The sequence below is a fragment of the Paraburkholderia sp. GAS42 genome (assembly GCF_050436565.1).
Classification (GTDB): Bacteria; Pseudomonadota; Gammaproteobacteria; order Burkholderiales; family Burkholderiaceae; genus Paraburkholderia.
The window spans coordinates 87,986-111,542 of sequence record NZ_JBNDML010000017.1 but is presented as its reverse complement, the minus strand read 5'-3'; the positions used below and the strand labels follow the sequence as shown (position 1 = coordinate 111,542).

Genomic DNA, 23,557 nt, shown 5'->3' with positions numbered 1-23,557 from the left:
TCAGAGCCCGAATCCTGCCGAAAGAGCTGGATTGGATGCAGAATCCAAAGTCAGGAACTGCGCATCCGTTGTCATGAATGCTATGCGTACTTTGGACCCACAGGTAGTCCAGTTTTTTTGACTTCAGGGGTCCAGGATTAAAGCTAACGCGGAGATAAGTATGTCCGAGCAGAAGAATGCACTGAGAAACTGGGAGTTCAAGATCGCGCTTGATCGGAGCATTTCGCGCCCCTTGAATGTTCAGATCGGGCGTCAGATCATAGAAAAGATCCGCGCCGGACTCCTTCGACCCGGTACTCCCTTGCCTGGATCCAGGGAGCTTGCCGCTTCTCTCTCGATAAATCGTAAGACAGTTGTCACGGTTTACGATGAGCTTTCAGCCCAAGGTTGGCTCACGACCGAGGGCCGACGGGGTACTTTCGTATCATCAAAGCTGCCACACACCGATGTCCATGGGAACAGCGAACCCGCACGCAGACTGGTCCGCAGCACGTTGCCACATCCGGCATATCACGCATATGGGAGTGACAAGCCGCTGCCAGCTTCCGCTGCAGAAGGAGTCATTGACTTTACAGATGGCGCACCGGACACGCGTCTCGTTCCGTTTGGCGCACTATCGCGGGCGTTCAGGCACGCGCTGATCGAATCTGCTCGCGGAAATCAACTTGGCTACGCGGATGCGCGAGGCTTGCCCGCGCTGAGATTGTCACTGGCGTCAATGCTACGCATAGAAAGAGGATTGAATGCGGACGAGAGCAGTATCTGCATCGTTCGTGGAAGTCAGATGGGTATCTATCTTGCCGCTCGCATCCTGGTTCGCCCGGGCGACTCAGTCGCGTTTGAGACGCTGACCTACCCTCCCGCGCGGGAGGCATTTCGTGCCTGCGGTGCCGCGATTGTCAGCATCGAGCAGGATGAGTTTGGAATGGTGCCGACGTCGTTGGTTGCTGCTTGCCAGCAACATCACATCAAGGCAATCTATTTAACTCCACATCACCAGTATCCGACGACGGTGACGATGCCTCTCGAGCGCCGCATGCAGTTGTTGAAATTAGCGGACGAGCTTGGCTTTGTTATCGTTGAGGACGATTACGACCACGAATTTCATTTTGCTCGCAATCCAATGCAACCTTTAGCCAGTGTTGATCGACGTGGCAAGGTCATCTATGTCGGGTCTCTGTCCAAAATTCTTGCTCCAGGCCTGCGAATTGGCTACGTCGTTGCGCCTCCCTCTATCGTCCAGAGAATCGCCAATGAGATTGTTCTCATTGATCGTCAAGGGAACTCGGTCACCGAGCGTGCTGTCGCTGACCTACTGCAAAGCGGCGAACTCAGGCGACACATCCGCCACGCAGCACAGGTATATCAGGGTCGCTGCAATGCAGCGGTGAAAGCAGTGTCGGACACCCTTGGGGAACACGCTTCCTTGCGAGTTCCCATAGGTGGCTTAGCCTTGTGGATTACCCTAAGAAAAACTGTGGACATGCAGTTACTTGAAGACAATGCGCGCGACGCGCGGGTGAAAATTCTGTCCGGCTCAACGTTCGCAGACCATCGTCACTCCGTGCACGGGTTGCGCCTCGGGTTTGCCAGCCTGAACGAACGTGAATTCAAGTCTGGAATTGAGCGGCTCAATAACGCTCTCTGTCACCAGTTATTGTGACGGGTGATCTTTACGGCGCAGTCATCCACCGGTATCGTTAATCGTTCAACGGTGATCAGCGGTCGACAAGCCTCTACGATATGCATGGGAATAGTTTTGTCGTTTTCGAATCCGGACTCCTGGCGTTTGTGGATAGCGTCATTAGGACCATACTAAACGCAATTGCCTCGGATCTGCTTGCCAGGGAAAAGCACCGTGGGGCCGACAGGCGGTCTGGGACTGACGCAAAGCGACCAGCAAGAATGTCGATCGTCTAGCCGAGTCCGATATCGATATCTGTGCCAGTCATGCTGGAGACCAGAGAGCGTCCCAATGTCGCGCACACTGGTCGGGATCGCTCTTTTCGTAGAGATTATCGCCTTTTGCCGCCAAGCGGGCGATGCTTAGCCCCCCACCGCGAGATCGCTCCGAGCGCGTCCTCAACTCTTTCGAATTTTAGAGTGAACCGGACAAGAAGCAGGCTCGCTTCCTGATGGGCCTGTATGGAAATATCTTCCATGAGCCACTGACGTTTGGAACGCCCGGCTAGACGCGCTGGCATGACCTAGCCATCTGCGCGCATTCAGATCGCGGCCGGAGAGATAAACCGGTATTGGAAAGGCGCTACGCTGAGGGCATGGATCGATAAAGCACAATTCCGCGTAGTGCAGGCTGCCATGGGATCTTTGCCGACAATTCTTTCCTTGACATTTTACGCAGGCGATTCGTCTTGGCGTGGTCTGCAGCTTTACGTCCGCACTACCTCGTCGACCCAGAGACGGAGATAAATGATTGCCAACGGTAGCATGCGATTTCATCGAAAACAGGACGAAGGGGGGAGCAATCTGAGAGCATCGCTCAATACATCGCACCGCCCTATCCAGCGTGATTGGCGCGCTGCTGGACTGTCCTCGATCTGTCAGCTATCGTCTCAGTGCAGATTGCACCTTCGATAAACAAAAGGAATCAGCATGCTCTCCAAAAACGCGGCTGTTTTTCGACATGTACTGTTTGAAGATTTATGCACGCTTCGCGGCGCGCTTGCTGAGAATCAATACGATGTTACTTATATCGACGCTGGGTACGACAGTCCTGAGCAGGAACTGGTACCAGCGTCTTCACAACGGCTAGTTCACCAGCCCTGCCCCAGTCGAAAGGTCGATTCAAGCCAGCGTCGGAACCGTTTGATTGTTTCAGTTACGCGTAAGAACAGTCTGACCGTCAACTTTCCGACAGCGTGTCTCTCGTCCAGTTGTCGCGACGTCCGGTTGCATCCGGTCGCATGCTCGCTGTGCGAGATGATTCAGTTCATCGACGGTCCTTTCAAACCAGAAGGCGGACGAAATCGTGGTCTTGCTCGATCCGTCCTCGAATTGCGAGATCATTACTTCTGCCGTCGAACGGCACTGCTCTAATCAGAAGCTCCGATCGTTGTGCGGCGATCATCACCGCCGCTTCAAACACCTCCACAGATACGACAGCGCTTGATTAGCTCGTGTTGTCACGCTGTCTTTCAGACTTCGGTCACTGGCAGTAGCGTTACAGTTTCAGGACCATCTTCCCTGTGGAATGGCGGTCGTCTTCCTTCTTGGATGTAATTATCACGCCCGTCGAGTGGCGCTGGGCCATCTCATACAGAGCCTTCGGCGCATCTTCGAACGCAAAGACTTCGGACACCTTGATCTTCATCTTGCCGCTCTCGATTAATGCTGTCATCTGTTCGAGAGCGGTATAGTCTGGCTCCACAAGATACCAGGAGTCCCGGACGCCAAGCTTCGCCGCCTCCTCTGCCAGACCTGGAACCAGATAGTGATGCGCACTGACCAGGACGCCACCTTTTCGGAGCGTCTTGAGCATCTGGATACATGTCTTTTGACCGACGAGTTCGATCACCGAATCCATGCCGCTGACTTCGTCTTCGACGTTCACTTTCGTGTAGTCAACTACTCGGTCGGCCCCAAGCTCTTTCAAGAAGGAAAGCTTCGAAGTGCTGGCCGAGGCAGTAACGTGCGCTCCCAGAGCCTTTGCGATCTGGACAGCCAGATGGCCAGCGCCGCCGGCGGCTCCGTTAATGAGGACTTTGTCGCCCTTCTTGACTCGCGCACCGTCGACAATCATCTGATATGCAGTTAGCCCAGCCAAGGGAAGCCCAGCCGCTTCCTCGAAAGTTATGTTCTTGGCCTTCAGCGCGATGTGACGTGACGGTGCTGTCAAATATTCAGCGCATGCGTTTCCCGGTCGCGGAAACCAAGGCATGCCGTATACTTCGTCACCCACCTTGAAACGGGTCGTGCCGTACCCTACTTCTTCTACCACGCCGGCGAAGTCCCAGCCAGGGATATAAGGGAGGGTCAAGAAGTTCATGTACCCGCCTCCGTCAATAGTGACCGGGTCGATCGGGTTAAGTCCGACAGCCTTGACCTTAACCAAGACTTCCGTAGCGACCAACTCCGGGCGCGGAACATCTACCAATTTCAACGTGTCGGCACGTCCCCACTCAGATAGCTGAACCGCACGCATCGTCTGAGATTTATCTGACATATTTCCTCCGTTCCTCTTCCTGTTAAATAATCAAATCTCAAAGCCACAAACGCTTCGACTCTACGATCGACGTTGACCGATGCGAAGTGTCTTCGAGCAGTAAAAAACCAACCTTTTCCCCGTCGACGCGACTCCGAATGCGCGTCCAGCCGGACAAGCCTGTCGCTAGCGCCCTTCCATCGACGCGACGTACATCTGTCAAAAGCCACGCCTCCGTCGCAAGTTCAGCCGGCGATGTGGCGGACGAAGGCATCGGTCGGGATTCCCGACGCACGACAGATCGATGCGATATCGAACAGAAATAGTTCATAGTCAGTGCATTCATCGCGAAACGTGAGGTCCATGAAAACCGGGACAGTCACTCGCCTGCCATTCGGCTTATGCCCTTCGTATTCGCCGGCGACGGTCATCGAAAGCTTGCCGAGCACCATCGTGTGATCGTCCTTCTTCCACGATTCGTCGGCCGTAATCGTGTAGTCTGGAAATACCGCAAAGAACTTGTTGAGAAAGGTCCGCATCTCTGCGGTTCCCCGGTAGACACTCCCGAAGGCGGGAACATCGAGCACCATTTCTCGGTGGTAGTACTTCAACGCCTCTTCCGTATCCTGACGACTTACAGCTGCTGACAGAATGGCCAGAACTTCATCGTTCGTGAGCTTTCCCTTCGGGGCATTTGGCGAGGTCATCCGAATCTCCTGTTAAGTGGTGCGGAGTTTACCGACTCGAAGCAATTACTTTCGGCAAACCGCAAAATATAATTCCCAGTACTGATTAACCAACACCGCGTCGCTCAGGCGGCATCGGAGTTCACCAGCAAGAGCAATAGGGAGACGAGCGAAACGATCGTTGCAGACGCGAGCACTTTGCAGACGCCAATTCAAGACATAGCTCTTCGTCCCAGCGCTCGCTATTTAAAATTCTCGTCGATGAATGTGCTTGGCGGCTTGTCCGCCAGGAACGCCCTGGCGACATTTCCGACTAGCCGCGAGACGCTGTTATCAAAGCCGTTGATAGGGAGTGCCTGCCCGAACGAGATCGCACCCACGGAAAAAACTGCGCCGCCTGCTTTCGTGTCGAAGTAAGTCATATCTGCGCGGATCCTGTAATCGTACGTTCCAGTGAGACCCGGCTGCATATAGAAAATTTCGTCTTGAAACACTACATAGTTGTCACTGTGCTCCCCGGACGATGCCAAGATCCGAGTGTGTGGCGGCGTACCCTTGCTTAGATCGTATCGATCCAGCTCCAAGCCCGCAGAACCGGAATGCGCAAGGCCAAAGTCACCGATAATCTCTTCTGCGATCCCCTCAAACATCCATGAAAATGCAGGATCGCTGCTGTCCGGCATCTTTGTGTATCCTTGGCCAGTCTCCCATCCTTCTGCAATGCTTCCGATCCCGAAAATCTTCTGTGGAGGTCTGTTGAGTTGCTTCCACAATCCGCCCTTGCGTCCGTTGAGAGCAAGGAAGTGCTCGCCTGGGCGAGCATTCCACGAACGATGTCCCGCATCCAGCTTGCGGACCTCCATTACGGCGGGATTAGCAGCATCCAGAGTGACGCTCCAATAAAATCCATTGCCTCCGAGATACATCACGCGGCCACCCTCGCCCACGTAGTCTTCGATTGCGTTGAGGACTTCCTCGGAAACATATTCCGGATGACTTCCGCTCATTACGCATTTGTAGGGTTGTAGCGCAGCTAAACCCTCTTTATGCAGATCCTCGTCCGTAATGAGTTCCCAGTCGATCCCGCTCTGCTCAAGCCACGCCACTATCGATAAATCCGCCGGAAATTGCCACGGGGTTCCAATAGATGACATTCGATATTTTGGCCGCATTGTGAACAGCGGACGTAAATACGACGAGTAACTTACTCCGCCGCCATCCGCATATACATCGTACGTGGCATACCCAAACTCCGGGTCCTCGTACATTGCGATATCTACATCGTCCACGATAGGCGGCTGCCCCATCATGGGTTGAATGCTCGGTGCGTCCAAAGACAAATGCTCATTGGCGTAGGCGAGATAGCTCTGTGTGGGCACAAGGAAACAGAGTCTTGCTTTCGGCGATTTCGCTCGCACGAAGAACACTACGTATTCTTCGTTCATTTTTCGGCCATCATGGATGCGAAGCCGAAAAGCATAAACACCGCTTGTAAGCCCGGATGGGAGAGTGACCCGCTTCGTCAATTTCCACTTGCAGTCAATCACGGCGTCAGCGTGAAACTCGATTCCGCCGTACTCATGAGGTCCCGTGTGAAAAGAATCATGTCGGCCGCTCCAGTTCCAACCCGTTTGTCCGCGCACTGGATAGTTCTCGCCTTGTGCGTGGATTCCAAAGGTACCGGTGTCGACGACCAGTTGGCCAATCCCAGACGAGCTATACCCCACTGACGTGTCCCAGTAAATGTACCCCTCAGTCGTCGTAGGCGCCTCTCCGCTCGCAAGACTCGTAAGCTCCGCTGCACTCGCGGCGTGCCACAGCACTCCCGGCCGATCTATCTTTCCGTGAAGATGTTGGGCGGTCCAACGCTCGTCCGCTGACAGCGAAACATCTGCACAGGCAATCAAAAAACGGGCAGACGGCACTACAATGGGTTCCTGAAGCTCGACGGAAAAATGAGCGGGACTTAAATTTGCAAACGCATTGGCGCTCAGCAGACTGTTGTATCGGGTAACGACACTTCTCCTGTGAAGCGTTACACTCTTCGATTTTTGATCGACGGTAACTGCGACGAAATACCAGGTCTTCGCGACAAGCGCAGTGTCGTCACAGATTTCGCCCCTCGATTTTGATGTGTTCCAGCGGAACATGAGACTTCCGGATTCGCTGATCTCAAGGCCATACCCTTCCTTCGATGTGGAGTCCCAGCGTCCAAGTATCGTCTGGATCTCCCTTGTTACGGGCAGGCTGGGATATACAAACGCAAAGAGCGTGAAAGACTTGAGATCGTCTAATTTATTATCCGGGTCGCTGACTGTGAGGTATGAGCCAACTTGCGTACGCTGCTTTTGAACCTCCCACGTTCCATTGGCGACGCAATCCATCTCCCGGTCCATGAACCCGGGCCCTGAAGGATGCTCGTCGCCATGAATCAGTCGAACGAGTTGCGCTTCTGCGGTGGTCGCACCAGTTGCACTCACAAAGACATCGATGTCTTCGCCTGGCCGGACTGAAATCTTGTTTGCGTATCCGAAAATCTTGGTAAACATGTCGTTTTCCCTTTGGCGGGTATCGATTAGCGCGTGATGTCAGCAAGCCGCCGCAAGAAGATTGCGTGATAAGCCTCATCTGGTGACGCATAGGTCGTTTCATCCACGGTAGTTGGCGGCACGCCACGCACCCCGGAAAAACTCACGATCTTGTATGCCTTGAATGGCTCAACGACGCGTATCGCGTATTTCCCCGCGTGCGGACCATTTCCTAGAATGAAAGCCAACCGCGCCAGTGCATCGCTGTGGTGTCCGAGGGGCTTGAGCCGATGCTCTTCAATAAGATCTTCGCGAACCAGCCTGCGAGCGCGTTCGCGCTGTATTCTCAGATATCGTTCGTAGTAAACCAAATCTCGATTCTTGACCTGAACGTCGGACGATCGCATACGAGCCTCGTATAGATAATGAGAGTACACGGTTGCGTATTCAGTACCGACCAACGGAGCAGACAGTCTTTAAAACTGCCAAGCTATTTTCGACACTGGAAGCGAACACACATCCAGACATCATCATTGCAAGCACTCGACGGACGCGCGCGGGCCAGTTTGGAAAGACTTTGGGGTCCAGCCTGCGCATGGCGACAGATGAGTTCCATAATTGATAACGAAATCATCTGACAGCCGGGCGCTGGAGAAATATGTCGGTGTCAAGTTAAGCTCAGCTTCGGCAATAACCCACCGAGTGACGGTCCGGTCCTAACGACATGAGCGAGCCGGCAGACGCCGCTTGACCTGTAGAGCGCGGACGCCGCTCGCCCGGAGTTGCTGGCCTACTCTCGTCACACCGAATACGAACGCTTCGTGGAGCACTTATCTCGCGCGCAAGCGGCGCGGCAACGAAAGCGATCGATTCTGTACCAGGCCACCTCTGCGGGCTCTTCGGCTCGCCGGCACTCGCCAGCTCCGGCTTTGCGTCGTCGCTCGTCGAATACGCGCCTATCAGTAGATGAGACGGACTTGAATTTCTTGATATCCACTCAGAACCCGGTCCTTAACAACTGGCCCGATAGCGGCAAAGTGTCTCGCTACGCTTAGCGGGGATACCCTGGGCCATCGACGTTGACATCGAGCTGCGCCTGGTTACATACTTGCAGTATGCAAACGGTCCACTCACACCAGGCCGAGGACGTGGAGAGATCCGGCATCACGTAGCGGGGGGATTCAGACGAGTACGTATTCTGCCAAGTGGTCACGCACAGTATTTATGCGGTCGAACGAGGCAGCGGCCAGTTGGCCACAATGCAACATCAACGGAGGTGCGTTATGGAAGTCTCTATCGCAGGAAAGCAACTGACGAACGCAGAGGTCTTGGCAAAGCTTGGTGCAGCCAAGAGTCGCCAGGATTTGGACGAGGCGATGCGCCTCTATCACCCCGAGATGGTTTTAGACATACCCTGCTTTGATGGTGTCTATAAAGGTGAGACGAATCTGAGAAATATTCTGACTACCTTCTTCAAGATCTTTCCTGATTACTCGGTGTCCTTGGACAACCAGTGGGAGCACAACGGGCATATCCTTGTGCTTGGTAAGATCTCGGTTACCCTCACTGGGGAATTTGAGGGGCATAAGGCCAACGGCAAGCGCGTCACCGTCCCCGTGTTCATGGACTTCACGTTCCGTGACGAACGGTGTGACTACGAGCTATTTCTCTTCGATGCCGCATCGGTCTGCCGCGCCGCCGCCGTTCCTACTGATGCGTTCGTTCGCAGCCTTGCAAGAAGCTGATTGAAGAGTGAAGGACTTTTCAACCACGTTCGCCACTCTTCAAGCATACGTCAGCAGAATCATTTTTGACGCCGCCTGACCCGAGGACGGCCGCGATCTCATCGGCCGGGGGAAGATAGGTGTGCTTTTCATCTGAGCACACGCGCAACGCGCTAAGCGTGCAGAAACGAGAACCTCATCGATACGCGGGCGGTCTCTCGGAACGTTATGAGATCCTGAATGTGCGCCCCTTTGGCGACAGAGGGGCGCCCTTCGAGGCATAAAGGTGCATCGAGCGCATCTTCAGCATGACAAGGATGCACAACGAACATCTCGACCTTCTTCCTCTGCCGTCGCGAAGTCACGCAGATCTTAGTCATGGTGATGTCGTGGCCATTTCGCGAGCATCCCTCGTGAATCGAACGTCCAATCGTCCAGGCCAGCGTGTTCAAACACCACTGCTCTTGAGCTCACTGCGTGCGCACCAAGCCGACCCGTCTTGCTTGACGAGATACTCGTGCACTATGGGGATCCCGGCCAAGATCGTTTCCATCGATGTTCGCGCGAGCAGCTGCAGAGCGCTGTTCGTTTCTTTTCCGGCTCGATCTGGCTCGCATCGACGGCGAATCATTTCTCACCAGCCAGCCCTACGTCGAAACGCGTTGGACGATTGTGCGAAACAGCGTCTCGAGGACATGGCCTCTCATGGATGCGGCCAAGCCTGTTCGCGAGAATGTAGAATGGTCGAAAACGTCGCCCTCACGGTCGAGGGCCTCGACAGGCAAAGCAGACGGCATGGTAAAACCTTCTCCGACGGAAAAGTTGAAAATGCCGAAATTTCAAATCGTCAGGTAGTGAAATCGTCGATGGCAAAAGCGCGGACACAAGCGGAAAGATCGGACGCCACCAGGGCTCTTCTACTGAAATCGGCCCAAGAGATGTTTGGGACCCGTGGTTATGCGGCGACTTCGATCGACGAGATTGTCGCCGACGCCGGAGTCACGAAAGGTGCCTACTACCATCATTTCGAAAGCAAATCGGGCATCTTCAGAGCCGTGTTCGAGATCGAAGAGCGAGCCTTGACGGAGCATCTCCGTTCCGCAGCAGCCGGCGCTCCAGATGCCTGGAGCCGACTCAAAAAACAATGCATGCTCCTTCTAGACGCGTGTCTTAATCCGGCGTTGCGCCAGATCTATCTGCTCGATGGACCGGCGGTCTTGGGTTGGGAGGTCGTGCGAAAGATCGAGTCCAACTCCTCAGTCCAACTCTTCCGCACAGGTCTTGAGGCGGCGGCCGCTGAAGGCCAACTCGCATCGAACGACGTCGCATCGTTGACCTATCTCCTTTTCGGCGCGATGTGCGAAGGCATTATGGTCACCGCGCGGGCCGACGATCGCGAACGGGCGAGAGTCGCCATGGGACGCCAAGTCGAGGTGCTATTGCGAGGCCTGCGGAAATAAGTGCTCGTCTGATATCGACTCCCCGTCGAATACAGTGTGCGTCCGTGGCCGTAACGGTTGCAAAAGCATTGGCCGCTGCCGAGGAAATCACAAAACGCATAGCTTCAGTATTCCGTTGATATTACAAACGAGACCGCGTAACTGGCGCATTTCACGCTTCCGCGCGACCGCCGAAAGCAGAGCTACGGACGAATCCACTCTTCGTAGAATGACGCGGGGTGGCGCCGCAGGGATAGCTGTATCGGAGGCCCAGCGGAGGACCACACGAGGTCCGGCGTCAGCTTGTGCAGGGGAACCTAGGCGTCGCGAGGCAGGTTAGCCGCCCCCCGCTCTGCCTCGCATGAGAGGCTTACTTGCCTCTCATGCGAGGCGCGTAATTTTTCGGGTCGAACGAAACGGCTGCTTGACACCCGTAAATCGTCGATATACTTTTTACATACCGTGAGTATGAAAGATAGGGCGGCACCAATAAACAGGCGCAAAGGAGACCGGCAGGTGCCTGGCGCGGGCTGTTCAAACGGGAAACCCGTTCGAGCAAGTGAATCGCCTGATTACGGTTGTATTCGAAGTCAAGGGTGTTACCGTCAACATCGGCAAGGTTACGATCGCCGGTTGACTATGCTGCAGTCGAAGTATGTTTGAGGGTGCCATAGGCACCCGAGGAAGCACGTCTCGTAGGTCAAGACGGTAAGGACATTTTGAGCTGCGCGTTTGTGATGCGCGAGCATCCACACGGAGCAGACAAGCTCGACCGGTATCACTGAAGCTTCGGCAAGCATCACCGTCGATGGTGGTTCAAATAACACCTCACGGCCGACAACGTCGGGGCCCCACCTACCTGCGCGGCGTTTGACTATTAGAACGTTCCCGTCGAACGAACGGACAGCCACAGGGGAGAATCGGATTCAAAATTAGTCGCGAGGCTTGAAGCGAATGAGCATATCGGGAATCAGGCACTGGGAGCAGAATGTTGCCATCACGCTGAATCGGCAATTACAAACACCGATTTGGCATCAACTGGTCGACGCTCTGATCCGGGAAATCAGACGGAGGCGCTTCTCTCCCGGGGCGGTTCTGCCGAGTTCCAGAGAGCTAGCCGTCGACTTAGGCATCAACCGGAAAACTGTGACGAATGCCTACGATGAACTAGTAGCGCAAGGCTGGCTGACGTCGGATCCCAAGCGCGGAATGTTTGTGTCGACGGTGCTTCCCGAAGATGACGGCGACGGGGATGTGCCGCCATCACTCGCGACGCGTGGCAACATCCGACATCTTTACGCGATCAGCGACGAAATCACCGACTCGCCGATGGTCACTACAGGCGTGGGCTCCCTATCGTTTGACGATGGTGCGCCAGACTCTCGTCTCTTGCCAGCTGAGGCGCTCGCTCGGTCGTACAGATCCTCCCTGATCTCTGCTTCACGCTCCAACAGTCTTCAATATGGCGACCCTCGTGGTCTTTTGAGATTGAGGGAGGCCATCGCGTCGATGCTGAAATCTCATCGTGGCCTTGCGGTGGAGCCTGAAAATGTATGCCTCACGCGCGGGAGCCAGATGGCGATCTTTCTCACGACGCGCACGCTGGTCACGCCCGGGCAGCGCGTCGCCCTCGAAGAGCTCAGCTACCCACCTGTAGTCGGCGCTTTCACAATGACTGGCGCGAGTGTGTGTCCCGTCCGCCTCGACGCAGAGGGCATCGACGTGGACCACCTCGAATATCTCTGCAAGCAGGAGGCGATCAGTTCGATTTACCTTACGCCGCAGCATCAGTATCCGACGACGGTGACCTTGTCGCCGGAACGCCGGCTGAAGCTGCTGTCTATTGCCGAGCAGTACAAGTTCTCGATCATAGAAGACGACTACGATAACGAGTTTAACTTCGATGCCAAGCCGTTGCCTGCGATAGCGGGCTTCTCGCTGTCCAACACGGTCTATGTCGGCTCATTCTCGAAAATGTTGGCACCAAGTTTCAGACTTGGCTACATCGTCGCGAGCAAGCCGACAATCGACGCGATGGCGAAACAGATCGTGACGTTCGATCGTCATGGCGATATGGCGACTGAAGCGGCGGTCGCAGACCTGATGGAAACCGGCGAACTGCAGAGGCACATCCGACGCGCACGGAACATCTATCGGAGCCGACGGGAAGGCTTTGTCGCGTTATTGCGGAGCCACTTTGAAGACAGAATCCGATTTGTCGTGCCAGAGGGGGGGCTTGCTATGTGGGTCGAGTTCGCCGATCCGATGGACCTTGCAACCGTCCAACTGAAGGCGCTATCAAGACAATTTCATCTTCTGACCTCAGAGTCGTTCATCGTTGGAAACAGCGAAAGACGTGGTCTTCGACTGGGGTTTGGCAGCAAAGACCCTAGAGAGGCTGCAGCCGCGATGCATGGCTTTCGGCAGCTCCTCGACTGAGGCTAGTCCCGGTTCCTGGAAATCGGTCCCTATCACTTGCCGTGCTGACGGAACGCTGTGCGGGTACGCAGGCTTCTTGCGATTGTTCGATGAGCTCATCGTCGTTCAGTCCTTTGTTGAATGCGCTCCTCGGGCTTGGAGCTCGTCTGCAGAGCAGCATCGCTCACTCCTGCATTGCCTTAGGTGCACTGCTCGGTGTTGCGTCAATCTGGCAACAGAAATTTCATCCCCTCGGGCTGCTCCGAGAGTGTTAGCAAGCGGCCGAGGAATAGATTGTTTATGATTGGTCCCGTCCGAAATCAAAAGCTTTTGATGCTTGGTTTCAGGCAATCACGTCAGTGATTACGCTCTTTTAATCTCACATCCCCAACAAGACGCAGTTCCAATTCAACAGGAGATCGTTAGATGAGCAAGCGTGCCTTCGGTTTTTCCATGACTGTGTTGCTTTGCGCGGGAGCGTTCATGACCTTGCATGTGGAAGATGCACAGGCAGCCAAAGCCCCCGTGAAGTGTCACATTTCTTAGAGGTGGTTTCAAAATGCCTGAGCAGATCGTTGAAGAGTATTCCAGCAGATCATGCAGGCAGCGAGTTTGAGGAAGGCTTCATGCATCGTCGCCAGTTGCTCGTAGCGGATTCGAAGACGGTGGAAGTTATGGAACCATGCATGTGTGCGTTCGACTACCCAGCGGTACTTTCCAAGGCCAGATCCGTGGACGGTGCGCCGCTTCGCGAGAATCGGGTTAATGCCGCGATCGCGCAACCTCTGCCTGTGTGGTTCGGAGTCGTATCCCCGGTCAGCGTAGACGACCTGTGGCTTTTGCAAGGGTCGCCCGCGAATGCCACGAATAGCTGGGATTGCGTCTATGAGCGGCAACAGTTGGGTGATGTCGTGGCGATTGGCCCCTGTGAGGATGATCGAGAGGGGCACCCCGTTCGCATCGGTGGCGACATGGTGTTTGGATCCCGGTCGCGCACGATCTACGGGGTTTGGCCCGGTTTTTGGCCCGCCCCAATCGCGCGAACAGAGGATGAATCGACGATGACTCGCGAAAGATCGATCTGGCCAGCGCCGCGAAGCTCGGCCAGCAGCAGCTCGTGCAATCGGTCCCATACGCCGGCTTGCTGCCAGTCGCGTAACCGGCGCCAACACGTCACGCCGGAGCCGCAACCCATTTCGGCAGGCAGATCGCGCCAGCGCAGTCCCGTACGTAACACGAACACAATGCCGTTCAAAGCCGCGCGATCGGGTACTGGCTTTCGGCCCGGATACTTCTCGCGTCGAGCCTTCGGCTGCGGAAGTAAATATTCGATTCTTCTCCACAATTCATCGTCAATGATTGGCTTGTCCATCCCCTCGATCTCATCGTTACGATGCTCAAGGTTAACAGGATGCCCATGGAGTTAACAGCCCCTACAACGTCTTTTTGAAACCACCTCTTATAGTTTGTCGGGTTGGTCTGCAATCTACCAACACGCTGAAGGACACGGTCGAGTGACGTGCGATAACGGTCAACGCGCTACGGTGAGCATCCAGATGCATGGCGGCGGCCTTACAGCCGGCAAGTTCCATGTCAGCGGTAGGGGTGACATCAGCAATGTCTATAGCATCAAGGAGGTCTTTGGCAGCTACGCACAAGCTGGAGCGTCCGCTGGTGTTGTTCAGAGCGGGACGGCACAAGTGTTGACAAAAGGCACTGTATCGATTGCCTTGTCAGGTACCGGGGAAGGCGTCAATCTCGGTGTGGCAGTCGACAAATTCGATATCAAGCCGACCCGCTAAGGCCTCCGTTATGACTCTGTGCCCGGTTTCGTGTCGCGAGCAAGATCATGCAAGCGTCACGCGACCGGTCGCGAGACGTTAAATATGCACGCCGCCATATCAAAATCCTGTCTCGCGCGTTCGTGGTCATCGGTGACGACTATCGATGAAGAAGGAAAGGTGCGCGCTGCTTCATAGCTTTTTTCATTTCGATATCGGCATTGCACCGCTATCGGTAGCCTTGGGACACGACGCCTCATAGTTCGCTCCAGATAGACCACTCCCACTGTACGTTCCGAGGGTCGCTACGTCTCTCAAACTTCGATTCAACCAGCCGCTCCGACTTGCGTATTGTGCGCAAAGAAACTATGAATCTCGGTAACAACCGTAGCGCCTTCGCCCACCGCTGCGGACACTCGTTTGACCGATGATGACCGTACGTCGCCGACAGCAAAGACGCCCGGGACATTGGTTTCGAAGGGAAAACACGTCTGAACCGCAGCCCCATGCGATCTTTGGCCAGTGAACACGAAGCCTCGCTCATCTACAGCTACTCCACACTGGGCTAACCAGGCAGTGTTCGGCTCTGCACCAACAAACAGGAACAGGTGGCGGGTTTCCAGTAACTGTTCGCCGTCGGCACCCGCGACCACCAATCCGCTCAACCCTTCCTCATCGACGTGCGCAGCCCTGACCACCGCGTTCAAATGCAGCGAGACGTTATCCAGGGCGGCGATACGGTCTACGAGATAACGTGACATACTTACTTCGAGGCTTCCTCTCCGCACGATTACATGTATTCGTCGCGCAAAACTGGATAGGAAGACAATCGCCTGGCCTGCGGAATTCCCGCCCCCGATCACCACGACATCCCTGTCTTCGCATAGATGCCCTTCGATAGCTGAAGCCCAATAATAAACGCCGTGAGTCCTGACCAGATCGAGGCCCTCGATGTCTGGCTTACGGTATGCCGCTCCAGAGGCGATTACAACCACCCGAGACTTGATCACGTCGCCACTGCGTAATGACAGCTCGTAAGGGCTCGCTCCGCAGCTCAGTCCGGTCACCTCCGAGGGTGTGGCAATTTCAGCGCCGAATTTGACCGCTTGCATGAATGCGCGATACGACAGTGCATGTCCAGATATTCCCGTTGGAAACCCCAGATAGTTCTCAATTCTGGCGCTTGCGCTAGCTTGGCCGCCTGGCCCCTGTGTATCAAAAACGACCACCGACAATCCTTCGGAAGCCGCATACACCGCCGTAGCCAACCCAGCGGGTCCAGCCCCAACCACGGCCACGTCATAGACATGTGAGTCGTCGAACTCGGGCAGCAAGCCAAGTGCGCCTGCGAGTTCCGTTTCCGACGGATCGACCAATGTAGTGCCGTTTGTAAGCGCAACAATAGGCCATACATTGTTACCACCCGGCGGAGGGTCGGCCAGTACGGACACGTCGAAGCCCGTATCGCTGTCAACGATCCGATAAGGATGGGTAACGCGCCGAAAGAAGGCTTCCAGAGCGACCAGTTTCGGATTTTTTAACGGACCGATCAGCACGGGCCCGATACCTTCCTGCACCAATCCAGCACGTCGCAGAATAAGTGCACGCATCATCTGCTCACCGATGTACGCCTCTTCAATCATCAACCTCCGCAATTTGCCCGGTGAAATCAGGAGTGCTTCGACGTCGGTGACAGCGTGCGCATCAGCAAGGTGCGGCTTCCCTGTTAACTGCCCTGTCTCGCCGAGAAAATGGCCTTCGCCCAGTTCCATCCAGAAGTGTGTGTTTCCTAGTCCATCCCTCCGTGTGAGTCGAGCAGTACCACTTAGCAGGATGCGAACACCAAGGCTGCGCTCACCCATCCGATATATGATTTGACCGGCTTCGAATCGTTCGATCGTGCCATAACGCCGCGCCCTCTCAATCCGTTGCGAACTGATCTGAGGAAACATCTGAGGCAAGCGCTGTTCGATCGAGACATGCCGAGATGGAATCTGGTTCTCTTTGGTGCTATCTGAGACGTCGAAGTCCCACTCTCGCCCCGGCAATGATGAGATCTTTACGTGAATCGATCCGGTATCACGAGATGGTCGAGTTGTATCAAACCCTTCGTCAGGCAATCGCTCCGACCCCGTGTTCTCGTTGCAACGGTCTTTGGTTGCCATTTGTCTTCGTCCTCTCTTTCTACTGCCCGGGTGGAACGGGGCCACAGTCACATACTGGAACCGGTGACATATCTCGAAAATGCAATCCTCGAGACAGCGACAAACGTGTTGACACTCAAGTCCGCTTCTTGCTCGGGGTGCAGCTGGTGCTTCGAGCATTCGAGCCCCGAAGAACATGCGGCGGGTGGCGATGCGACGTATCGGATTCTGATGCAATGATGATACGCGTGGCAAGCCGCGCCGGTCCATCTCCGCCTTCCGTGTTCCAGTGGGATGCTAAACGATTGCCAGAGTTCGTAAGATGATGCAATGTCACTATCGAGGAATTGTGAAAAGCTTATGCAGAATGAACGCGTTACATGCGGCGGGCGTCATTGCCCGCCGTGGACGGAAGTTGGCTGAACGTGCGCCACGCGCCGGCACGATTATCCGTGTTTCGGTAAGAGGCGGTCATCACACCCTCGAGCTGCCTGCAAGGAAAAGCGGAGGTTCGCGTGTGGCTGCCTGGGGGGCGTTCATGTAGCGTATAGAGGCGTGGTGCGCGAGCGTTGGCTCGCCACACCGTGTGGCTCGCCGCGCCGGAGCGCGAAAGGCACCCGTGGCGACGGCACCTGCGCTGCGTCCCTCAGCAGGGACAACCGTTTGCCCTGCGACGACAATGTGCATGAGCAGATTTGTGCACGTTGAAATAAACGGTCACTGTAAATGCTGTCAAATCGAACCCTGCTCCCAACCAGCCCACTATTTCTCTCTTGCAATGCTTACGGTGCGCGTACGTCCGGCCTCGAACGAAGCGCCGTGAGAATGCCTCTTAACAGCTCGATCGGTGGTGGCGGACAGCCCGGAATGGCAACGTCCACCGGAAGCAGGTCAGACAACTGGCCGCACACGGCATAACTGTCCCTGAAGATGCCGCCCGTGCATGCACAGTCGCCTGCGGCAACCACGTGCTTCGGATGCGGTGTCGCGTCCCAAGATAGTTCGTTCATGATGACAATAAACATCCAGATTGTTGGAGGTCGAGTCAACTTCTGGTCACAGCGGGACTTTGTGCGTCAGCATAGTACTGTGGCGCCTCACGCCTGTCGTACATGCCGTAGTCGCGCACGATTCGCACGGTTCGGAAGCGCACGCATTGAAAATCGACTGACTTCGAGAATGTGTCAGCAGCCTCGTGGCTGCGCCACGCCGCGAGGAGAATAATGTCGCCGGGCGACAATACCGCATCGAACACGTCCCAAGATACCATGCCAGTCGCGCCATCCTGCAAACCCAGCGCTAGTGCGACCTCCTTTGCCTGCGCACTTTTCACCCAATCAGCGTCACGTCTTGTGTTGATCAGAGTGACCGTCGTCGCATCCCCCGTTTCTGTTTCATCCAGTCGCTGCGCTCTTAGCTCGCATCCGCCAGGCAATTGAGTATCTTGGGTCAACTGCCCGACTCGCAGGTGATAGTCGTTGAATACCTCGAAGCGACCTTTCTCCTGTACGCCATGATGCATCCCCTGCGTTCGCCATCGAACGAGCGCTTTCTCATCGCGCCAGTTCGATAGAGATAGCAGCCATCCATCCCGGGTGAGACTCCGATAACGGATGTTGTCGACGAAGCCGTCGATTTGCTCCAGTTCTGGTTTGAGCATTTTCGCGTAGCCCAAGTAAGCTTCCCATTGGTCGGAATGCGGCTGAACTTCGAACAGTACTGAAAACATCGTATCCTCCTGTTACTTGCTTCATGGGGCCGAAATGACATCAATTTTAGAGATCGGACGTAGATGTCCGTACAGATGCGTCGTAAGGATGTATGCGCACGCCCCTTTCGAGGACTAGTTCAATAGCTTACAATCGCAATCTTTAATTTATTGAACGTATCCTCATGCTAAGCATCGTTATGAATGGCCAGTTACTCTGAGACTACACTCACGCGACCGTGATTCCGAGCACATTCGGCGCCTCGAGAAATGTCATTCGGCGTCAGCCCCCTAAAATCATAGTGCCGCGCGGCTTGGCGATGTGTCAGGCTGAGATGAAATAACGATGTGGAACGGTTATTTCGTCTCTCTGCGCTGTAGCGAAGAAATCCTGCCGTCCTGATGGTTGGTGCTGGACGATCATCGGATGCTGACCAAGCTATTGGTCGCTATCCGAGCGTCGACGGTAAGGTTCCGTGGGGTGCTGAGACGATATAGACTGGGATGTACTCAACACTACAAACGACAGCACAGCACAGCACAGCACAGCACAGCACAGCACAGCACAGCACAGCACAATGATAGGTATGCTGTCGGGACATCAAGAAGCTCGCAGCCACCAATTGGCTTGAAATTTGAGACGTGTTAGTCCGGTCTCGTCGACACTGCAGCCACTCGACCGAATGAAGTCTTCGCCGTCGCAAACATCTCTGACTAGATACCGCTCGTGGTCTAGATACCTTTTTGCGATCGCCCGACTCTTCCAATCGAACCTCACCGCTCACATAGCCGAGGCTCGACAAAATCGCAGTATTGCCCTCTTCCACGGTGCGTTTTTCTTTGACGAATGCGGCAGAGGTCGTCGCGTCACTAGTCGATTCCTGACTTCTTCGAAGCGAACGCGGCCATCATGCGGTCTGATGGTAAATCTGCTAAAAGAACTACCTTAACGAAGTCATGAACACTGCCAGCCTCACTCGAGGCGGCTTCTACAGGCAGTTCAAGTCGAAGGAACACCTGATGTCCGAGGCATGCAACTGCATCGCGAACGAGCGTTTCGAGCGGTACGCATTGAAGCCGCGCAAACCTGATCGACGGCCACGACACCGAGTTGAGCGCAAGTTGCTCTGCTGATGCATCGGTGAAAGCGCAGCGATATCGGAGTGTAGAGCCCACACTCCATCAAGATTCGTCGCGGAAGGATGCCAGATGCCGGTACAGCGTGCTGCGGTGGATGCCAAGGATCTGAGCGGCTTGGCTAATATTTCCGTTGCACCGTTCGAGAGTAGAGACAATGCGCTTGTCCTGGGCCATTTTCAGACTCGACTGTGAGTCATATGTCGTGCCTCTCGTTGTTTGCGCACCGGTGTCGATTCGGGCCAAAATCTCTGCGGGCAGCATTGCTGTCTGCACGACGCCGCCTTCTCCAGCAAGTACCTTCAGCGCGCGTAGTACTGACACCAATTGCCGGAAATTGCCAGGCCATTCATAGATGGAAAGTGCATCGTCAATTTCACCCGGCAAAGCCGTGTTTGCGCCAAGTGACTGCCAGAGCCGCCGCACAATCAAATGTCGATCTGAACGTGCACGCAGCGGCTCAAGCGCGACAGTGTATTCAGCGATTCGGAAATATAGGTCTGGCCGCACCAACTGCGGCGACCCTGTTCCTGACAATGGACGATGCGTCGCGCAGATCAGGGCAAAGTCAAGCGCTACTGGACTCGCGCCTCCAAGTGGCGTGACTTCCCGCTCCTGCAGTACACGTAGCAGACGGGCCTGCAGAGGAAGCGGCATGTCGCCAATCTCGTCTAGAAACAGGACACCGCCCTCGGCCTGACGCAGCAGCCCCTTATGTCCTTGCCGCCGTGCGCCAGTGAATGCACCGCTTTCATAGCCAAACAGTTCGGCCTCGATCAGTGATTCGGGCACGGCAGCGCAGTTTATAGCGACGAACGGTTTGCTTGCGCGGCAACTGCGTGCATGCATCTCGCGTGCGAAGACTTCCTTCCCGGTTCCGGTCTCCCCTTGCAGAAGCACCGCGACGTCAGCATCGAGCATCCTGATCGCACGCGATAGCGACGCGCGCGCCGCCACGTCAAGGATCAAGTCGATAGACTTGCGCGACTGCACAACTGGTGCGACACGAACGATTTCGTCACGCGCGACCGCAACATTGCGTGGTGTCCCGAGCGTGCGCCGCGCCGGCGCGTCTAGTCGCGCGTGGAATGCCAAACCATCGCGTGTATGACGCATCTCGTGAATATCGCGTAGGTCGCCGCTGAAGATATCCTGATAACGAAACACTCCTAGCGCGGTCGATTCCAGTGTGAGCCATGCCAACGCATAGCGATTAGCTGCTACCAGAACGTCATCCTCGAAAGCGAGCAGCGCTTCGGATGACTTGCCGAGCAAACTTGCCTCGCGATGCAGTCTCAGCACTGTGCAGTTGCCGCAATCGTGCTCGAACAGCGCATGCTCAGCGAGATCCACTGCTTCTCGCACGCGTTCCAGAGCTCGGGGAACATCGCGAGCCGGCCCCGATAAATCGAGTACGCCGAGCATGCGGCCACGCGGATCGTTAATCGGCATTGCCGAGCAGGTCAGAATGTGGTTCGGTTCGAAGAAGTGCTCCGCGCCGTGGACCATAATTGCACGCCCTTCGGCGAGCGCCGTACCAATCGCATTGGTGCCTGCCTCACCTTCGTCCCAGCGCGCACCCGGCATCAAGGCGACGCGAGACGCGCGAACAGCAAAGACGGGGTCGCCGCGAGTCTCCAGCACGAGACCTTGCGCATCGGCGAGTATCGCCAGAGCGTCGCTGCGCTGCGCGAATTCAACCAATCGATCAAGAGCTGGCGCGCAAAACCGCTGCAATACGTCGTTGCGTTGCTGCGCGAAGCGCAATTCAGCGGCAGTCACAACTTCCTGGCGATGACGAGCATCGTGCATGTCGAAGCCGAGATCAGCACAGCGTCGCCACGAACGGAGGATGGGCTCTGCCACGCTGCCTACAGGCACGGCGCCCTGCTCGGCAAACTGCATCCTCGCGGCAGCGAGCGTTGGCCTTTGTGTGCGAACACTTGTGTGAACGGTCATTGGTGTCTCCTTTCATGGCCTCGCGCGTGAGCCTGCCTGATTATCGTCGCATTTCAGGAATGCCGTCGCGCGACGATGTCGCATCTTGCGACAGTGCACAGGACCAAGCGCTTTCACAAAGCACTTTCGGACGGACGAAAAATGCCACTTAACCGCCCTAAAACCCCTGCTTCACCTGGAGTATGTTCATACGACACATTATATGGCCCGCTCTTTGCTTTATAGGCATCCGGCGCCGCATGTTAGCGGACCTTATAACCCGGAGACAGCACGATGGACACCAAAACTCAGATTACGCCTCAAACCTTTGGCACCCGCCTAAGCATCAAACCCCAGTATGGCAACTTCATCGGTGGCAGGTTTCTGGAGCCAGTTGGAGGGGAATATTTCGAAAACATTACGCCGGTCACCGGCGCCATTCTGTCGCGTCATGCGCGCTCCACTGCACAGGATATCGAACTGGCGCTCGACGCCGCGCACAAGGCCGCGCCCGCGTGGGGCGCCACTTCCCCGGCCGAGCGCGCGCGGCTGCTGAACCGTATCGCCGATACGATCGAAGAGAATCTGGAGGTGCTCGCAACCGCTGAAACATGGGACAACGGCAAGCCGATCCGCGAAACACGCGCAGCAGATATCCCACTCGCGGCGGACCACTTCCGTTATTTTGCATCCCTCACTCGCGCCCAGGAAGGATCGCTCTCTGAAATTGATGCTGACACGGTGGCGTACCATTATCACGAACCACTCGGTGTTGTCGGCCAGATCATCCCGTGGAACTTCCCGATCCTGATGGCAGCGTGGAAGCTGGGGCCGGCATTGGCTGGGGGCAACTGCGTGGTGCTCAAGCCGGCCGAACAGACACCGCTGAGCGTCATGCTGCTCGCCGAGATGATCGCCGACATTCTGCCTCCGGGTGTGCTGAATATTGTTACAGGCTTTGGACTCGAGGCTGGCAAGCCGCTCGCATCAAGCAACCGCATAGCCAAGATCGCGTTCACTGGCGAAACCACCACAGGGCGCCTGATCATGCAATACGCGTCGCAGAACATAATCCCTGTGACGCTCGAACTTGGTGGAAAGTCGCCCAACATCTTCTTCGAGGATGTCGCCGCACAGGACGACGACTTCCTTGACAAGGCGCTCGAAGGCTTCGCCATGTTCGCGCTGAATCAAGGTGAAGTCTGTACGTGTCCGAGCCGTGCGCTGATCCAGGAATCACTTTATGATCGCTTCATGGAGCGTGCCCTCGTCCGCGTAGCGAAGATCAAACAGGGCAACCCGCTCGATGTCGACACGATGATGGGCGCACAGGCGTCGCGCGAGCAGCTGGAAAAAATCCTTTCCTATCTCGATATTGGCCGCCAGGAAGGTGCACAAGTGCTGACTGGCGGAAATCGGACCGAATTGTCAGGGGATCTCAGCAACGGGTTCTACGTGCAGCCAACTGTCCTCAAAGGACACAATCGCATGCGGGTGTTCCAGGAGGAAATCTTTGGGCCGGTCGTTGCTGTGACGACCTTCAAGGATGCCGACGACGCGCTGAAAATAGCGAACGACACGCTTTATGGGCTTGGTGCGGGTGTCTGGTCGCGCGATGCCAATACTTGCTATCGCATGGGCCGTGCGATCAAGGCAGGCCGTGTCTGGACGAACTGCTACAACCTGTATCCGGCGCATGCAGCATTTGGCGGATACAAGCAATCGGGCATTGGTCGCGAAATGTGCAAGGCGGCCTTGGACCACTACCAGCAAACGAAGAATCTGCTGGTGAGCTACAGCCCGAAGAAGCTGGGCTTTTTCTAATCGCCGGGTCGTCACCGATACAAGGGCGCGCCGTACGGCGCGTCCGTCAACAGCGCCCATCATGCGAG

General features: G+C 55.7%; 15 protein-coding genes and 1 pseudogene. 7 read left to right on the top strand and 9 right to left on the bottom strand.

The features are described 5' to 3' along the window. The first annotated feature begins 160 nt into the window (after positions 1-160). Positions 161-1,663, top strand: a complete 1,503-nt coding sequence (locus P3T16_RS23910; RefSeq protein WP_429344145.1) for a PLP-dependent aminotransferase family protein — start codon at positions 161-163, stop codon at positions 1,661-1,663. Positions 1,664-2,613: 950 nt separating this feature from the next. Continuing rightward, the gene (locus P3T16_RS23905; RefSeq protein WP_429344144.1) at positions 2,614-3,057 is read left to right on the top strand and encodes a hypothetical protein; all 444 of its coding nucleotides are present in this window, start codon (positions 2,614-2,616) and stop codon (positions 3,055-3,057) included. A 124-nt stretch (positions 3,058-3,181) separates the two neighbouring features. Here the strand turns inward: P3T16_RS23905 and P3T16_RS23900 are convergent, their stop codons facing one another. The 4 genes from P3T16_RS23900 to P3T16_RS23885 form a co-directional block, all read right to left on the bottom strand. Next, on the bottom strand, positions 3,182-4,183 hold the full coding sequence (locus tag P3T16_RS23900; RefSeq protein ID WP_429344143.1) for an NADP-dependent oxidoreductase: 1,002 nt from the start codon (positions 4,181-4,183) through the stop codon (positions 3,182-3,184). Between the two features lie 224 nt (positions 4,184-4,407). Next, positions 4,408-4,869, bottom strand: coding sequence for a nuclear transport factor 2 family protein (locus P3T16_RS23895; RefSeq protein WP_429344142.1), 462 nt, complete (start codon positions 4,867-4,869; stop codon positions 4,408-4,410). Positions 4,870-5,090: 221 nt separating this feature from the next. Next, complete coding sequence (locus P3T16_RS23890; RefSeq protein WP_429344141.1) at positions 5,091-7,397, bottom strand: N,N-dimethylformamidase beta subunit family domain-containing protein; 2,307 nt, start codon at positions 7,395-7,397, stop codon at positions 5,091-5,093. A gap of 26 nt (positions 7,398-7,423) precedes the next feature. Then, positions 7,424-7,783, bottom strand: a complete 360-nt coding sequence (locus P3T16_RS23885; RefSeq protein ID WP_429344140.1) for a hypothetical protein — start codon at positions 7,781-7,783, stop codon at positions 7,424-7,426. An 876-nt stretch (positions 7,784-8,659) separates the two neighbouring features. On the opposite strand from P3T16_RS23885, the gene P3T16_RS23880 reads away from it, so the two are divergent. The 3 genes from P3T16_RS23880 to P3T16_RS23870 all read left to right on the top strand — a co-directional run bounded on the left by P3T16_RS23880 (position 8,660) and on the right by P3T16_RS23870 (position 12,978). Continuing rightward, positions 8,660-9,121, top strand: coding sequence for a nuclear transport factor 2 family protein (locus tag P3T16_RS23880; protein WP_429344139.1), 462 nt, complete (start codon positions 8,660-8,662; stop codon positions 9,119-9,121). Positions 9,122-9,840: 719 nt separating this feature from the next. Continuing rightward, complete coding sequence (locus P3T16_RS23875) at positions 9,841-10,560, top strand: TetR family transcriptional regulator (RefSeq protein ID WP_429344138.1); 720 nt, start codon at positions 9,841-9,843, stop codon at positions 10,558-10,560. Between the two features lie 933 nt (positions 10,561-11,493). Beyond that, positions 11,494-12,978 (top strand): PLP-dependent aminotransferase family protein, encoded by a 1,485-nt coding sequence (locus P3T16_RS23870; protein ID WP_429344137.1) that lies wholly within the window; start codon positions 11,494-11,496, stop codon positions 12,976-12,978. A gap of 533 nt (positions 12,979-13,511) precedes the next feature. On the opposite strand, the gene P3T16_RS23865 is transcribed toward P3T16_RS23870, so the two are convergent. Continuing rightward, positions 13,512-14,329, bottom strand: a protein-coding gene (locus P3T16_RS23865) for an IS5 family transposase (RefSeq protein WP_429344136.1) whose coding sequence is annotated in 2 segments (ribosomal slippage) — positions 13,512-13,981 and positions 13,981-14,329 — 819 coding nt in all. Because the reading frame shifts where the segments join, the coding sequence is not laid out codon by codon here. Positions 14,330-14,501: 172 nt separating this feature from the next. On the opposite strand from P3T16_RS23865, the gene P3T16_RS23860 reads away from it, so the two are divergent. Continuing rightward, on the top strand, positions 14,502-14,759 hold the full coding sequence (locus tag P3T16_RS23860; RefSeq protein ID WP_429344135.1) for a hypothetical protein: 258 nt from the start codon (positions 14,502-14,504) through the stop codon (positions 14,757-14,759). 305 nt (positions 14,760-15,064) lie between these two features. Here P3T16_RS23860 and P3T16_RS23855 read toward each other — a convergent pair whose 3' ends face one another. From P3T16_RS23855 to P3T16_RS23840, 4 genes and pseudogenes are all read right to left on the bottom strand, one after another. Then, the gene (locus P3T16_RS23855) at positions 15,065-16,903 is read right to left on the bottom strand and encodes an FAD-dependent oxidoreductase (protein ID WP_429344134.1); all 1,839 of its coding nucleotides are present in this window, start codon (positions 16,901-16,903) and stop codon (positions 15,065-15,067) included. 761 nt (positions 16,904-17,664) lie between these two features. Next, positions 17,665-17,880 (bottom strand): annotated as a pseudogene (locus P3T16_RS23850) (formate hydrogenlyase); the annotation flags it as partial. Positions 17,881-17,927: 47 nt separating this feature from the next. After that, positions 17,928-18,611, bottom strand: a complete 684-nt coding sequence (locus tag P3T16_RS23845; RefSeq protein ID WP_429344133.1) for an antibiotic biosynthesis monooxygenase family protein — start codon at positions 18,609-18,611, stop codon at positions 17,928-17,930. Positions 18,612-19,772: 1,161 nt separating this feature from the next. After that, complete coding sequence (locus tag P3T16_RS23840; protein WP_429344132.1) at positions 19,773-21,686, bottom strand: sigma-54-dependent Fis family transcriptional regulator; 1,914 nt, start codon at positions 21,684-21,686, stop codon at positions 19,773-19,775. A gap of 273 nt (positions 21,687-21,959) precedes the next feature. On the opposite strand from P3T16_RS23840, the gene adh reads away from it, so the two are divergent. After that, positions 21,960-23,489, top strand: a complete 1,530-nt coding sequence (adh, locus tag P3T16_RS23835; protein WP_429344131.1) for an aldehyde dehydrogenase — start codon at positions 21,960-21,962, stop codon at positions 23,487-23,489. Positions 23,490-23,557 lie beyond the last annotated feature (68 nt).